A 14,172-nucleotide genomic window follows, 5' to 3' on the forward strand; every position below is an offset into this window, starting at 1 on the left:
GACTTTTCGATGTAGCGCTCGACGCGCCGCATCAATAGCGTGGGCGCTGCCAAGCAGAATCCGGCCCATAGCGCATCCTTCCGCTCCATGGAAAGGACTGCGTCGTCCAATCCCGTGATCGAACATCCAGGTTGCAGACGATCATCGAGCACCGTCTGCCAGATCCTCGCTCAGCGCCTTGCTTAGGGCGTGCTGGATATGCCAAACATGGCAAGCGCCTTGTCAGACGCCGGCTCTCCGGGCCAATCTATGATGATTACATTATCTAGCTATCCGTTGATTCTGATATTTGTCGTCAGCACGCTGGCGCTCTTTGTTGCGATCGAAGTCGGGGCGTGGCTCGGTTTCCGCACGCCGTCGGAAGCGGATGTCTCTCCCATCGAAGCTTCCGTGCTTGGCCTGTTGGCGCTTATGCTCGGCTTTACATTCTCCATGGGACTGGCGCGCTTCGAGGAACGGCGCCAGGGAGTGCTGAATGAAGCGAACGCAATCGGCACGGCGGCGCTGCGGGCGAGTCTGTTGCCTTCGCCGCATGGCGCCCAATCTCTCGACCTGTTCCGGGAATACGTGCAAATTCGCGCTGATCTCGCAACGCGCCTGTTGCCGCCCGAAAAACTTGCGCCAGAAATAGCCCGGTCGAACGCATTGCAGAAAGCCTTGTGGACGCAGGCTGTGGCCGCGCTGGCGAAAGACGATTCAATGACGCGCGGCGGCCTCTATATTCAGGCGCTGAACGAAATGTTCGACGACCAGGAAAAGCGCTTGACGGCGGCGAGAGCGCATGTGCCTGACTCGGTGCTGCTGTCGCTTTACGGAATCGCCGCTTTCGCCTTCGGCTTTACGGCCTATGCGGGCGGCATTCGCCGCCGCCACCGCCGCGGGCCCGTGTATTTCGCCGCCGCGCTGGTTTCCGCCGTCATCCTGTTGATACAGGACATCGAACGACCGAGCGCCGGCTTCGTAGCGATCAGCCAACAGCCAATGATTGACGCCGCCCACGCCATTTCGGATCTGCTTCCCGCATCCGGGGGAACGACGGGTCCGAGACTCCCGGAGCCGATTGCGCCGTCGCCGGGCGCGCGACCGACACGTTAGCTGCGACATCGCATCATTGGCAGCAAGAGCGCCTTGTTGCGCACGCTCGTCGCCGCTGCGGAATCTCGGCGGAAATTGGCGTTCCCGGTTTTGTTCTAAAGTGGCGCGCCCGAGAGGATTCGAACCTCTGACCTCTGCCTTCGGAGGGCAACGCTCTATCCAGCTGAGCTACGGGCGCACGCGTAGCTTTTCTACAGGAAGGGCCGCCGCCCCGCAACGGCGGCTCGGCCCATGAGATAAATGTTACAGCCTCGTGTTATGGCGGCCCGCAAGCGTCAGGAGTCTCTTGACCGTTCTCGACCCAGTGCGGGAGCGATGGCGCCGCGCCGGCGATGGGCGCGTCGCGGTCGTGCAGCAAACGTTCTCGGCGCAATAGATCGTTTAGATCGCTCCCTCTATCGCATTGATGGCAGCGGCGCAGCCTCCTTCGCATAGAATACAACGATCGTAACATCACGACCTAATCGGAACTTGAGAAGGCGCGCACAGCTTGTGCGGAGCGGTAACGCCTGTTACCCTGACCAGGCGAATAGTTCGATTTCGGAGGCGCGGCTCTGAACGAGCTTATATCTGGACTCCTTGCTTTTGCGGCCTACTTTGCCGCAGCCATCGTCTTTTGTGTGGCCTTTTGCGCCGTCTATGTTCGGCTGACGCCGCATCGCGAGTTTCAACTCATCGTTCGCGAGCACAACGCCTCAGCCTCGGTCGCGCTCGGGGGAAGCCTCATCGGCTTTTCCATCGCGCTCGCCGGCGCGATCCACAATACGCGGTCGCCAATCGAGTTCCTGGCGTGGGGACTCGTCGCTTTCGCCGTCCAAGTCCTCGCCTATGGCCTCGCCAAATTCGGACATCCGGGCTTGTCGCACGCCATCCAGCAGAATGCGATCGCCGCCGCGCTCTGGGTCGCGGCCGTATCGATTTCGGCCGGAATCCTCAGCGCCGCTTGCATGAGTCCGTGACATGACGCAAGAGGACGGAAGCTCCGGCAAGCGCGGACTCAACCCGCCGCCAATCATCTCCCATGCGCCGAAAGGCTTCGCCGGCGCGCCAGCGCGGTCCGACGCAGAGCAGCAGCGGGCGGTCTATCTCGCGATAGGCGCGCCTTTCGCGGTGGCGTTTCTGCTGCTTCTCCTGATTCTATGGGCTGAACAGGTAAGATGCACGTCGGGGGACACGACGGACTCGGCCGATGAGACCAGACGCTCCTCCCACTCGGGATCGTCCGGTGGCGGAGGCGGCGGCGGGGGCGGCGGTGAGGGACGTGCAAGCTTCGGCGGCTTTGGAGGTTTCGGCGGCTGGCATGGCGGAGGCGGCTAATGAAGCGCGAGGCCTCGTCGCCGCGTCCCAATTTCGAAGCCGAAGCAAAAAAGATGGGTTTCGAATACGCCTACGCGGATGGCGAGCCCTATTGGGAGGAAAGCGCCCGCTACGTCTTCTCGCTCGCGGAGATTGAGGACAGGATCGAGGCGACGACGGCCGAGCTCAATGCGCTCTGCCTTTCGCTCATCGAGCAGGTTGTCGAACGGGACGATCTGATGCGGCGACTGAAAATCCCGGAATGCGCCTTCGACGTAATTCGCGCGAGCTGGATGCGGCGCGATCCCTCGCTCTATGGCCGCTTCGATTTCGTCTACGACGGGAAGAGCGATCCCAAGCTCCTCGAATTCAACGCCGACACGCCGACGAGCCTTTATGAATCCTCGGTCGTTCACTGGCATTGGCTCCAATCGCAAATCGCGCGGGGCGAGCTGCCGCAAGAAGCGGATCAGTTCAACGCGCTGCATGAGAAACTTGTGATGCGATTGCAGGAGATTACGCGGGGCCGCTTGCTGCATCTCTGCTGCATGTCGAAAAACGCAGAAGATGCGGGAACGACGGCCTATCTCGCCGAATGCGCCCGAGAGGCAGGGGTCAGGACGAAGCTTCTCGACATGAGTGGAATAGGGTTGTGGCGCGAGGAGTTCGTCGATCCGCACCGGCGCAAGATCGAGTTATTGTTCAAGCTCTATCCCTGGGAATGGATGTTCGCCGATCCTTTCGGCAAATCCGCCGCCCTCGGGCGGACGCGCTTCGTCGAGCCGCCCTGGAGGATGATTTTGTCGAACAAGGGCGCGCTGGCGCTGCTCTGGGACATGGCGCCGGGACACAAGAACCTTCTGCCCTGCTATTTCGAGGACGACCCGCGAGCGAAAGATCTCGGCGCGCGTTATGCGCGCAAGCCGCTCTACTCGCGCGAGGGGGCCGACGTCGAGCTGATCGACGGCGACTGCGTCGCCCGCGGAGAAACGGACGGCTATGGCCAGGAAGGATATGTGCGCCAGGCGCTTTGCCCCCTGCCCGCTTTCGACGGTCGGTATCCGGTCCTCGGCTGCTGGCTCGTTGGCGATGCGCCGGCTGGTCTCGGCATCCGGGAGGATACCGCGCTCATCACCTCCAACCGCTCGCGCTTCACGCCGCATGCGATCGTCGGTTGAAGCATTCTCTCCAACTGAGCTACGGGCGCAGACGCGCGGCTTTCCCGTAGGAAGGACCATTGCGCCGCAGCGCCGGTTCCGCCCGACAAGACGACGTCCACTCGCCATGCTAAGGCGAAAACCGTCAACCCGAGGCGTCGTCTTGAATTTTCTCGACAAATGCTTGGATCGGTTGCGCCGCGTCCGCGACAGGCGCGTCGCCGATCCTCGATTTCAGCGCTTTGCGCTGAACAATCCTCTCACGCGGCCTCTGGCGCGGCGCGGCGCGCGCGCCGGACTCGATCTCGCCGCCGGCTTTGTCTATTCGCAGGTTCTCGTCGCATGCGCGCAACTCAAGCTCTTCGACGCGCTGCGCGACGGCCCTTTGAGCCTCGACGCGCTCGCGGCGCGACTCGCGTTGTCGGAACCCGCGACGCATCGCCTGCTTGAGGCGGCCGTTTCGCTGGATCTCGCCGAGCGGCGCGGCGGCGGATATGGGCTCGGGCTGCTCGGCGCCGCCTTCGCCGGCAATGCCGCGGCGCTCATGATCGTCGAGCATCAGCCGATGCTCTATGCCGATCTTATCGATCCGGTGGCGCTGCTGCGCGGGGAAAAGCGCGGGCGCCTCGCCGACTATTGGCCCTATTCGGACGGGAACGCGCCGGAGACTCTTTCAGCGCAGCAAGTCGCCCCCTACAGCGCCTTCATGGCGGCGACTCAGCCGATGGTCGCGCAGGAAGCGCTCGACGCTTACGATATTTCGCGTCATCGGCGCCTCCTCGACATCGGCGGCGGCGAAGGCGTGTTCCTCACAGCCGCCGCAGCCCGCGCGCCGAATTTGCAGCTAACTCTCTTCGACCTTCCCGCCGTGGCGGCGCGGGCGAGAGTGCGGCTCGACGAGGCGGGCCTGCTCGCGCGCGCAAACATTTGCGCCGGCGATTTTCTCAACGATCCTCTGCCCGAAGGCGCCGATGTCGCAACGCTCATCCGCATCGTGCATGATCATGACGATGCGTCGGCGCTCAGACTCTTGCGCAATGTGCGCAAGGCGCTCGCGCCCGGCGCGACGCTGCTCATCATCGAGGGCATGTCCGGCGTCAAAGGCGCCGAGCCGCTCGACGCCTATTACGGCTTTTACACGCTGGCGATGGGCCGCGGCGAACCACGCCGCGTCGAAGACATCGAGGCGCTGCTGCGCGAAGCAGGGTTTGGCGATTTTCGGCTGCTGCGCAACGCCTTGCCGGCGCTTGCCAGCATTCTTGTGGCGAAGGCGGTGTGAGACCAGCTCCTCATTGCGGGGAGCGCAGCGACGAAGCAATCCAGAAATCGCCGCGTGCTGCTGGATTGCTTCGCTTCGCTCGCAATGACGGCATAACGTCCGGGATTATGAAATGCCCGGCTGTCGATATCGTCGCGAGCAAACGCAACGGCACGCTGTACACCGGCGTCACGTCAAACCTGTCGCAGCGCATCTGGCAGCACCGTCAGGCTGCGTCGCCAGCCTTCACGTCTCGTTACGGATGCAACAAGCTCGTTTGGTATGAATTCTACGACACGATGCCAAACGCGATCGCGCGAGAGAAACAGATCAAAGCCGGATCGCGCAAAACGAAACTTTCGTTGATCGAGACAATGAATCCCGAATGGCGCGATCTCTATGAACAGTTGCTGTGACGGGCAAGCTGCCATGGCGGGGAGGCAAAGGCGACGAAACAATCCAAGAGGGCGCGGAAGGCTGGATTGCTTCGCTTTGCTCACAATGACGCGCGACTCAATGCGCCCGTCTCCAAGCAATCAGCCCCGCCGTCGATCCGTCGAGTCCTTGGGTCGATTCATCCTTGTTCTCGACGATCGGCGCCAGACGGTTCGCCAGCTCCTTGCCGAGCTCGACGCCCCATTGGTCGAAGGGATTGATGTTCCAGATCACCGACTGAACGAAGACCTTGTGCTCATAGAGCGCGACCAGTCGACCGAGCGTGCGCGGATCGAGCCGGCGGTAGAGCAGCACGCTCGACGGACGGTCGCCGGAAAAAGTCTTGTGCGGCGCAAGACGCTCGACTTCTTCTTCGCTCAGCCCCTGCCCGCGCAATTGCGCCTTCGCTTCTTGAAGAGTCCTGCCGCGCATAAAAGCTTCGGCCTGCGCCAGGCAATTGGCGAAGAGCAGTTCGTGGTGATGTTCGTTAGCGGCGGTGGGTTCGGCCGCGACCAGGAAATCAATCGGAATAACGTCGGTTCCCTGATGCAGCAGCTGAAAGAAGGCGTGCTGGCCATTGGTGCCGGGTTCGCCGAAAATCACCGGGCCGGTCTTAAATCTGACCGGCGCGCCGTCGCGCGTCACCGACTTGCCGTTCGACTCCATATCGAGCTGTTGCAGATAGGCGGGGAACCGCGCGAGCCGCTGGTCATAGGGAATGACCGCATGCGCGCCGCAACCCATCACATTCCTGTGCCAGACGCCGAGCAATCCCATCAGCGCGGGGATGTTTTGTTCGAGCGGCGCTTCACAAAAATGCGTATCGATATCGTGGCCGCCCCGCAGAAACTCAAGAAAATGCTTGGGCCCGACGGCGATCGCGAGCGCCAGGCCGATCGACGACCACAGCGAATAGCGTCCGCCGACCCAATCCCAGAAACCGAAAACGCGCGAAGGATCGATTCCAAATTCCGCGACCTTGTCGAGCCGCGTCGAGACGGCGGCGAAATGGGCTTTCACCGCGGCTTCGCCAAGCGCCGCGACGATTTGGGCGCGCGCGCTTCTTGCATTCGCCATCGTCTCCTGCGTCGTAAAAGTCTTCGACGAGACGATGAACAGCGTGCGCGCCAGATCGAGATTGCGCAGCGTATCGGCGAGATCGGCGCCGTCGACATTGGCGACGAAATGCATGCGCGGTCCCTCGCCGGCAAAGGGCGAAAGCGCGCGCGACGCCATCGCCGGGCCGAGATCAGAGCCGCCGATCCCGATATTGACCACATCGCTGAACGGCGCGCCGTTCGCGCCGCGGACCTCGCCCGAACGCACCGCCCGCGCGAAAGCGAAAACCTTCTCGCGTTCAGCTTCGATCAGCGGCCGCATGTCCTCGCCGCCGACGAGAAGCGGGCGCATGGAGAGATCGCGCAGCACCATATGCATGGCGGCGCGCTTTTCGGTGTTGTTGATCGGATCCCCTGAGAACAGCGCATCGCGCCGCGCTTCGAGATCGCGCGAATTCGCGAGCGAAACCAGCAGCGCGATCGTTTCGCGCGTCGCTTTGTGCTTGGAAAAGTCGAAGATGAGATCGTCGAGATGGACGCTGAATTTTTTAAAGCGCGTCGGGTCCTCGGAGAAGAGATCGAGCGTTCGAGTCCGCTCCAAGGCGGCGGCGTGAAATTTCAGTGCGTCAAAAGCGACGGCGACGGCGTCCGACATTGGATTCTCGACGAGCAAACAGTGAGGCCCTTTGTAACCGATTCGCAGTCTTGGGAACGCCGGCCTGTGCGACGCAACGAAGCGCCCTAAATTTTTACTGTATTGTGACAGCGGGATGTGAAATCCATATCCGTTCCATGACGGTTTTCTGACAGCAGGTCGACGATGAACGCAATTCCCTTCCTCGACGTGCGCGACGGCGGTCCCGTCGCCCATGCGACGGCGCGGGTCGATGCGGCCGCGGCGCTGCGCAAAGCCTGCCTTGGCGCGGTGGCGCCGGTGGGGCGCGTGTGCCTGCCGCCGATTGACCGCATCGCGGCGAATTGGCTGAAGCGCTCCGCTTCCGCCTATCGGGCGGAACTCGAGCGCATCGTCGCCATTCTCGGCTTTCCCGGCGCGATGACGCTGAACATGTCCTATCTTTTCGCCTGCACCACCCAGGCCTATGAGGACAAACACGGCCGGCCGCGGCTGCGGCGCACGCTCGATTGGCCCTTCCAAGGTCTCGGAAAGGCGGTCGAGATCGCCTGGCAGTCCGGCGCGGCCGGCGAATTTTACAACGCCACCTGGCCCGGCGCGGTCGGCGTGCTCAGCGCCATGGCGCCCGGGCGCTTTTGCGCCGCGATCAACCAGGCGCCGATGAAGCGGCGCACCCAGGGGACGCTCGGCTTCGCCTATGACGCCGCGCTCAATCTGCGCGACGCCTTCGCCAGCGAAGGCGGCTGGCCGCCGGACCATCTGCTGCGCTACGCCTTTGAAAATTGCGCGAATTTTGAAGAGGCGGTCGATTGCATCGCCAGCGCGCCGCTGGCGCGTCCGACGCTCTTTACCCTGGCCGGCGTCAGGCGCGGCGAAATGGCGCTGATCGAGCGCACCGAGCACGACGCGCGGGTTCTGCGCGGGCCGGTCATCGTCGTGAACGATTGGCAAGAGCCGCAGGCCGGATGGCAGGCGCGCATGAGCTATGAAAATAATTTGAGCCGCAAGGCGGCGATGCGCGCCGTGGCGCCCGACGCCCCGCGTTTCTCTTGGGTGCAGGAGCCGGTGCTCAACCGGCTGACCCGCCTCGCGGTGGAAATGTGCTCGGTCGGCGCCGGCGATTTTGCCGCGCGAGGTTACGAATGCCCCTATGTTAAGGGTCAACCTGCCGCGGCGACGCAGGATTTCTGCCTGCGCGCAGCGACGCCGACGGCGCTCGCGGCTTAATCCAGCTTCCGCGCGCTGGCGCGCCGCAGCCGGTCATTGATCGCCTCGCCCAATCCGCGCTCGGGCACATGCGCCACCGCGACGTTGGCGATTGCGCGCGCGTCGAACTCGCGCAAATAAGCGAAAAGATTGGCCGCCGCCTCGACGAGATCGCCCGACGGCGAAAGGTCGAGCACCAAAGTCTCCGGTCCGGCCTGCGTGGCGAGCCTGCCGCCGAAATCGAGCGCTGCTTCGCCCGCGTTGATCTCATGCGCGTCCAGCCGCAACCGCGCGGCCGGGGCGTAATGTGACGGCGTCATGCCCGGCGCGAGGATTTCCGCCCGCGCCGGCGCTGAAAGCTTCTCGCCCAGGATTTTCTCGATCGCCTCTCGCGGCGCCGCGCCGGGCCGCAACAGAACCGGCGAAGCTTCGCAGAACGACACGATCGTCGACTCGAGCCCGGCCGGCGTGCGGCCGCCGTCGAGGATCATGTCGACCTTGCCGGCAAGGTCTTCGGCGACATGCGCGGCGGTCACCGGGCTGACATGGCCGGACCGGTTGGCCGACGGCGCCGCGATCGGCCGGCCCAGCGCCTCAATCAGCGCTTGCGCTGCCGGATGCGCGGGAATCCGAACAGCGACGCTCGGCAGGCCGGCGCGGGCGAGATCGCAGATCGAGCCGCCCGGCGCGAGCGGCGCAACGATCGTCAGCGGCCCCGGCCAGAAGGCCGCGGCGAGACGCAGCGCGAGCTCGGGCAGCGCCGCCTCGCGGCGCGCGGCCTCAATATCGGCGACGTGAGCGATCAGCGGATTGAACGACGGGCGATCCTTGGCATCGTAGATGCGCGCCACCGCCCAGGCCAGCGTGGCGTCGGCGCCCAGCCCATAGACCGTCTCGGTCGGAAAGGCGACGAGCCCGCCGTCGCGCAGGATCGCCGCGGCCTTGCCGATCGCCGCGGCGTCGGCCGGCGCGATGATCGTCACGCGTCGCGGCCGCTGTAAGGCGGCTTCGGGATCGCCATATGCGCGTCGCGCAGCGCCTGCGACCAGCTGTTCCGCAGGCTGCGAAAATAGGCGTCGTCCGAATTGATCCGAGTTGCCATTTCGATGTGCAGCGCATCGCGCCGCAGCAGCGCGACGTCGATCGGCATGCCGACCGAAAGATTCGAGCGCATGGTCGAATCCATCGAAATCAGCCCGATTTTCAGCGCGTCATAAATGTCGGTGTCAAAGGTGACGGCGCGGTCGAGGATCGGCTTGCCGTATTTGTGCTCGCCGATTTGCAGATAATTGGTGTCCGGCGTGCATTCGATGCTGTTGCCGGCGGTATAGATCATGAAGAGGCGGAGCGGACCGCCGGCGATCTGGCCGCCGAGCAGCAGAGACACGTCGAAATTGACGCCCTGCGCCGCCGGCTCGCCCTCGGCGCTGCTCGTCTGCGCGCGCGACAGGCGCACGGCGCGTCCGACGAGCTGCGCCGCGTGCAGCATATTGGGCGTGTTCATCACCGTTTCGACCACGTCGGTCTCGGGCCGTTCGATCCCGTCGCTGATGAAATTCACGACGCCCTGCGTCACCGAGAGATTGCCCGAGGCGGCGAGCATCAGCACGCGCTCGCCGGGCCGCTCGAAGAGATAGAGCTTGCGGAAGGTCGAAATATTGTCGAGCCCGGCGTTGGTGCGCGTATCGGCGATCATCACCAGCCCATCGCGCACCAGAATGCCGCAACAATAGGTCATGAGAGTCCCGCCGCCGTTCGCGCCAAACGGCCCACGACTTACAAGTTTCAGGCCAGCGCACAAGTGCGGCGAAGCCACAGCGCGACGAAATCAGCCGTCATTTTCGGCCTTGTAGGGAAGTTCGGCCGAATGTTCGGCGGCCCATTCCGCCACGGCGGCGCGCTCGCGCGCCAAATAGGCCGAAACCGCCTCGCCGAGGCGGGGGTCGGCGAAAAGGTGCGCCGAATGGGTGATCGCCGGCCGATAGCCGCGGGCGATCTTATGCTCGCCCTGCGCGCCGGCCTCTACCCGCTTGAAACCGTGGCGGATCGCAAAGTCGATCGCCTGATAATAGCAGACCTCGAAATGCAGGAAGGGGACTTCCTCCAATGCGCCCCAGTTGCGCCCATAGATCGCGTCGTCGCCGAGAAAATTGATCGCGCCGGCGATATGCCGCGCGCCGCGGCGCGCCATGACCAGCAGGACGCGGTCAGCCATGCGCGCGCCGATCTCGTCGAAAAAGGCGCGGGTCAGATAGGGGTGGCCCCATTTGCGCGCCCCCGTATCCATGTAGAAGGCGAAAAACGAATCCCAATGCGCGGGCCGAATGTCGTTTCCGGTGAGGAGATCGATCTCAAGCCCGCCGCCGAGCGCGTCGCGCCGCTCGCGCCTGATCGCCTTGCGCTTGCGCGCCGTCAGCCGCGCCAGAAAATCCTCGAAGTCGGCATAGCCGTCATTGACGAAGTGGAACTGTTCTCCGGCGCGATCGAAGAAGCCGGCGCCGGAGAGCGCGACGCGCTCGTCCTCCGTGCAAAAAGTCACATGGATGGAAGAGGCGCCGGTCGCCTTGCGTAATTCCTCCAATGCGCCGATCAGCGCCTCGCGCGCGCCCTCCGGGGCGTCGGGCGCGACCAGCAGCCGGCGCCCCGTGACCGGCGTGAAGGGCGAAGCCACCTGAATCTTTGGATAGTAGCGCCCGCCGGCGTGTTCATAGGCCTGAGCCCAGTTGTGGTCGAACACATACTCGCCGAGACTGTGCATTTTGATATAAGTTGGCGCGCAGGCGACTAGACGGCCGTGCGAATCCTCGACGAGCGTATGCGCGGGGATCCAGCCGCTGCGCGCGCCCACCGATTTCGACAGTTCGAGCGCGCGTAAAAAGCCGTGCGAAACGAAGGGATTGTAGCGTTCGCCGACCGAGTCCGGCGGACCGGGCGGATTGGCGCATTTGTCCCAGTCCGCCGCGGCGACGGACTCGAGCGATTCCGCGTATCGAACCGAAAATCCTTGCGCCATCTGTCCAGTGAAGCCGCCGCGTTTCAAGCGCCTGCTGGCATGGCGTCGCGGCGCCCGCTATCATGGCGCTCATCGCGACGCCATCCAAGCGCGACTTTTGAGCAGGCGAAAATCAAGCATGAGAATCGACGGCCGCGACTACAGAACGATTTGGCTCGACCCGGACGGACGGCGCGTCCACATCATCGATCAGACAAGGCTGCCGCATCGCTTCGAGACGAAAACGCTTGCAAGTTGCGAAGACGCCGCTGCAGCGATCGCGAATATGAACGTGCGCGGCGCGCCGCTGATCGGCGTGACGGGGGCATATGGCATGGCGCTCGCTGCCTGGCGCGATCCGAGCGACGCCGCGATCGAGAGCGCCCACGCCCTGCTCCTCGCCACGCGGCCGACGGCGGTCAACCTGCGCTGGGCGCTCGATCGGCTGCGCGCGCTTCTCCTTTCCGCGCCGGTCTCGGACCGCGTCAGCCTCGCCTATGCGGAGGCCGCGAAAATCGCCGAAGAAGACGTCGCCGCCTGTCAGGCGATCGGCCGCGCCGGCGCTGAACTCATCGACAAGGCGCGCCGGGGCGACCGCCCGGTCAACATTCTCACCCATTGCAACGCCGGCTGGCTCTGCGCCGTCGATTGGGGCACGGCGCTGGCGCCGATCTATGCGGCGGCGCGGCAAGGAATCCCCATTCATGTGTGGGTCGACGAAACGCGACCGCGCAACCAGGGCGCAAGTCTCACCGCCTTCGAACTCTTAGGCGAAGAGGCGCCTCACACCGTCATCGCCGACAACGCGGGCGGCCATCTGATGCAGCACGGGCTTGTCGATCTCGTCATCGTCGGCAGCGACCGCACGACGCGCGCCGGCGATGTCTGCAACAAGATCGGCACATATCTCAAGGCGCTCGCCGCGCATGACAATAACGTGCCCTTCTATGTCGCTCTCCCCTCGTCGACCGTCGACTGGCGCATCGCCGACGGCGTGCGCGACATTCCGATCGAAGAGCGCAGCCCGCGCGAAGTCACCCATATCAGCGGACGCGGCGCCGACGGGACGCCGATCGAGATTCAGCTTACCCCCGATGGTTCCCCGGCGCGCAATTTCGGCTTCGACGTGACGCCGTCGCGCTTCGTCACAGGGCTGATCACCGAGCGCGGCGTCTGCGCCGCAACGGAAAAAGGGCTGCAGGGATTGTTCCCGGACCTCGCAGGCTAAGCCTTCACAACCAGCGGCTCACGCGGTCTCGCGCGTTCCGTAATTCTTGAAGCGCTCCACGGTGCGCATGATCTCATCGTCGGACAGCACGACGGGTTCGCCGGCCAGCGCGCCGAGATAGAAGACTTGCGCGAGCGCTTCAAGCTCCACGGCGCGCCACAGGGCTCGGCGCATCGTCGCGCCGGTGACGATCGCGCCATGATTGGCGAGCAGCACGCCGTCGCGATCTTTAAGTCCGGTAACGACGAGCCGCGACAGCTCGGCTGTGCCGTAAGGCGCGTAATCGACGCAGCGCACCGTCGGGCCGCCGAAGGCCGCGATCATGTAATGCACCGCCGGAATTTCGCGCCGCAGCGTCGCGATCGTCGTCGCATAGGGCGAATGCATATGGGCGACGGCGTTCACGTCCGGCCTGTCGCGATAGATGTCGAGGTGGAAGCGCCACTCGCTCGACGGCGGCAAGGGACCGTCGAAAGCGCCCTCGCCCGCGAGCGGCATGCGCGCGATGGATTCGGGCGAGAGTTCGCGGCTTGGCACGCCGCTCGGCGTGACCAGCGCGGCGTCGCCCGCGCGCAGCGACAGATTGCCGGCGGAGCCGTGGTTGAGGCCCAGCCGCTCCATCTCCCGCGCGGCCTCGACGATCGCCGCGCGCGCGTCGCTCTCGTTCATGCGAACAGCCTTACAGGCGCGGCGCCCGCCATGACAAGCGCGGACCCGACCGGGCGATTTTGCGCGCCTCGGGGTTGCGGTATAGGAGAGGCGTCCCCTCTCGGGGCCGGTAGCTCAATGGTTAGAGCCGGCCGCTCATAACGGTCTGGTTGCAGGTTCGAGTCCTGCCCGGCCCACCAGCAAAATCAATGTCATACTGACCTCTTTCGCAAATCGTTCAAAACTTTTCTCACCAATCCGCCAATCAAAACCCTTTTGCTATTCGAAAATTCATAGACGCGAATCAAGGACGCGCCGTCCGGTCCACGCGTTTTGGAGCGGGTCATACGCTCAACTGCGGTAGAAGCGACGCTCAACTGCGGCCGAGCCCCTCACTCGGCCGCAGTCTCGTCGAACGTTTCGCATCGTGCGAATTTGCGAAACTCTACTGAATGACCGTCCCGCGCGCGAGCCCGCCGGGAACCCTGCAGGAACAGCCAGTTCCAAGCCATCCCGGCTCATAGAGCAGGCATGTCTTAACAGAGGTTGCGCAATAATTTCCGCCAGCCGCCACGCTTCCCCCATTCACAACAGGCGCGGAATAACCGTAAAAGGCGGGCGCGGCGTAGCCATAGTAGCCCAAGCGCCGATAATGGCGATGGCAATAGGGTCGCCAATCGACCTGATCCGTGACCGAGGCCACGCCCAGGCTGGCCTTGTCGACGACCGTCATCACACCGGCGCTGGCCGGAAGCGTCACGATGGCCATTGCCGCGCAAATTGCACTGGCCGCGGCGGTTCTTGCGAAAAGCGACATCTGTACCTCCTACAAGTCGCGAGGATAAACCGTGAAGTTTTCGGTCGAAGTTTCTTCTTTTCGCCAGGACTCAACACGCAACTAGTCTTGGCTGCCGAGCCTTCCAGACCTGGACGAAGCGTTTTTCGTCGCTTGCAACGCAATTCCCGCATCAGCAGGGAATTCTCCTGTGGAGACCGGTTCGAGGAACCCGTCTCCTCCACCAGGCTTAGCCAATGTTTTGCGCGCGCTTCGCCCAATACATCCCGTGACGTCTCGGCATTTTGATTGTGGGGAGTCCCTGGCGTTCCTCCAGAAACTCCGCCGTAAAAAATCGGCGAGGCTCCTTCGAACCGGCAGCCTCGCCAA

At 63.9% G+C, this 14,172-nt stretch carries 14 protein-coding genes and 2 tRNA genes; 10 read left to right on the forward strand and 6 right to left on the reverse strand.

Going from position 1 to position 14,172, the window contains the following annotated elements:
• Window positions 1-276 precede the first annotated feature (276 nt).
• On the forward strand, window positions 277-1,095 hold the full coding sequence (locus tag U1E20_RS06410; RefSeq protein WP_409979767.1) for a hypothetical protein: 819 nt from the start codon (window positions 277-279) through the stop codon (window positions 1,093-1,095).
• 101 nt (window positions 1,096-1,196) lie between these two features.
• Here the strand turns inward: U1E20_RS06410 and U1E20_RS06415 are convergent.
• Window positions 1,197-1,273 (reverse strand) — tRNA-Arg (locus U1E20_RS06415).
• Between the two features lie 388 nt (window positions 1,274-1,661).
• On the opposite strand from U1E20_RS06415, the gene U1E20_RS06420 reads away from it, so the two are divergent.
• From U1E20_RS06420 to U1E20_RS06440, 5 genes are all read left to right on the forward strand, one after another.
• Complete coding sequence (locus tag U1E20_RS06420) at window positions 1,662-2,054, forward strand: DUF350 domain-containing protein (RefSeq protein WP_409980362.1); 393 nt, start codon at window positions 1,662-1,664, stop codon at window positions 2,052-2,054.
• 1 nt (window position 2,055) lies between these two features.
• Complete coding sequence (locus U1E20_RS06425) at window positions 2,056-2,412, forward strand: hypothetical protein (protein WP_409979768.1); 357 nt, start codon at window positions 2,056-2,058, stop codon at window positions 2,410-2,412.
• Window positions 2,412-3,569 carry a glutathionylspermidine synthase family protein gene (locus U1E20_RS06430; protein WP_409979769.1) on the forward strand — a complete coding sequence of 386 codons (1,158 nt, stop codon included), beginning with the start codon at window positions 2,412-2,414 and terminating at the stop codon, window positions 3,567-3,569. Before U1E20_RS06425 ends, U1E20_RS06430 begins: the two co-directional genes overlap by 1 nt.
• Before the next feature lie 142 nt (window positions 3,570-3,711).
• On the forward strand, window positions 3,712-4,827 hold the full coding sequence (locus U1E20_RS06435) for a methyltransferase (protein WP_409979770.1): 1,116 nt from the start codon (window positions 3,712-3,714) through the stop codon (window positions 4,825-4,827).
• A gap of 107 nt (window positions 4,828-4,934) precedes the next feature.
• Window positions 4,935-5,222, forward strand: coding sequence for a GIY-YIG nuclease family protein (locus tag U1E20_RS06440; protein ID WP_409979771.1), 288 nt, complete (start codon window positions 4,935-4,937; stop codon window positions 5,220-5,222).
• A gap of 97 nt (window positions 5,223-5,319) precedes the next feature.
• Here U1E20_RS06440 and pgi read toward each other — a convergent pair whose 3' ends face one another.
• Entirely contained in the window at window positions 5,320-6,954 is a 1,635-nt protein-coding gene (gene pgi, locus U1E20_RS06445) for a glucose-6-phosphate isomerase (protein WP_409979772.1), read from the reverse strand.
• 165 nt (window positions 6,955-7,119) lie between these two features.
• Between pgi and U1E20_RS06450 the strand changes: the two genes are divergently transcribed.
• Window positions 7,120-8,160 carry a hypothetical protein gene (locus tag U1E20_RS06450; RefSeq protein WP_409979773.1) on the forward strand — a complete coding sequence of 347 codons (1,041 nt, stop codon included), beginning with the start codon at window positions 7,120-7,122 and terminating at the stop codon, window positions 8,158-8,160.
• Here the strand turns inward: U1E20_RS06450 and U1E20_RS06455 are convergent.
• The 3 genes from U1E20_RS06455 to U1E20_RS06465 form a co-directional block, all read right to left on the reverse strand.
• Window positions 8,157-9,122, reverse strand: a complete 966-nt coding sequence (locus U1E20_RS06455; RefSeq protein ID WP_409979774.1) for an L-threonylcarbamoyladenylate synthase — start codon at window positions 9,120-9,122, stop codon at window positions 8,157-8,159. The two genes, U1E20_RS06450 and U1E20_RS06455, sit on opposite strands and share 4 nt — an antisense overlap.
• Window positions 9,119-9,877, reverse strand: a complete 759-nt coding sequence (locus U1E20_RS06460; RefSeq protein ID WP_409979775.1) for a peptidase — start codon at window positions 9,875-9,877, stop codon at window positions 9,119-9,121. Before U1E20_RS06460 ends, U1E20_RS06455 begins: the two co-directional genes overlap by 4 nt.
• A gap of 90 nt (window positions 9,878-9,967) precedes the next feature.
• On the reverse strand, window positions 9,968-11,152 hold the full coding sequence (locus U1E20_RS06465) for a GNAT family N-acetyltransferase (RefSeq protein ID WP_409979776.1): 1,185 nt from the start codon (window positions 11,150-11,152) through the stop codon (window positions 9,968-9,970).
• A gap of 118 nt (window positions 11,153-11,270) precedes the next feature.
• Between U1E20_RS06465 and mtnA the strand changes: the two genes are divergently transcribed.
• Window positions 11,271-12,359: an S-methyl-5-thioribose-1-phosphate isomerase gene (gene mtnA, locus U1E20_RS06470; protein ID WP_409979777.1), complete on the forward strand. Its 1,089-nt coding sequence runs from the start codon at window positions 11,271-11,273 to the stop codon at window positions 12,357-12,359.
• A gap of 18 nt (window positions 12,360-12,377) precedes the next feature.
• Here the strand turns inward: mtnA and U1E20_RS06475 are convergent, their stop codons facing one another.
• Window positions 12,378-13,028, reverse strand: a complete 651-nt coding sequence (locus U1E20_RS06475) for a class II aldolase/adducin family protein (RefSeq protein ID WP_409979778.1) — start codon at window positions 13,026-13,028, stop codon at window positions 12,378-12,380.
• 103 nt (window positions 13,029-13,131) lie between these two features.
• On the opposite strand from U1E20_RS06475, the gene U1E20_RS06480 reads away from it, so the two are divergent.
• Together U1E20_RS06480 and U1E20_RS06485 are read left to right on the forward strand one after the other, a co-directional pair.
• Window positions 13,132-13,207: transfer RNA gene (locus U1E20_RS06480), tRNA-Ile, on the forward strand.
• 489 nt (window positions 13,208-13,696) lie between these two features.
• Entirely contained in the window at window positions 13,697-13,852 is a 156-nt protein-coding gene (locus tag U1E20_RS06485) for a hypothetical protein (RefSeq protein WP_409979779.1), read from the forward strand.
• The last annotated feature ends 320 nt before the right edge of the window (window positions 13,853-14,172 follow it).

Source organism: Methylocystis sp. (genome assembly GCF_046349115.1).
Classification (GTDB): Bacteria; Pseudomonadota; Alphaproteobacteria; order Rhizobiales; family Beijerinckiaceae; genus Methylocystis.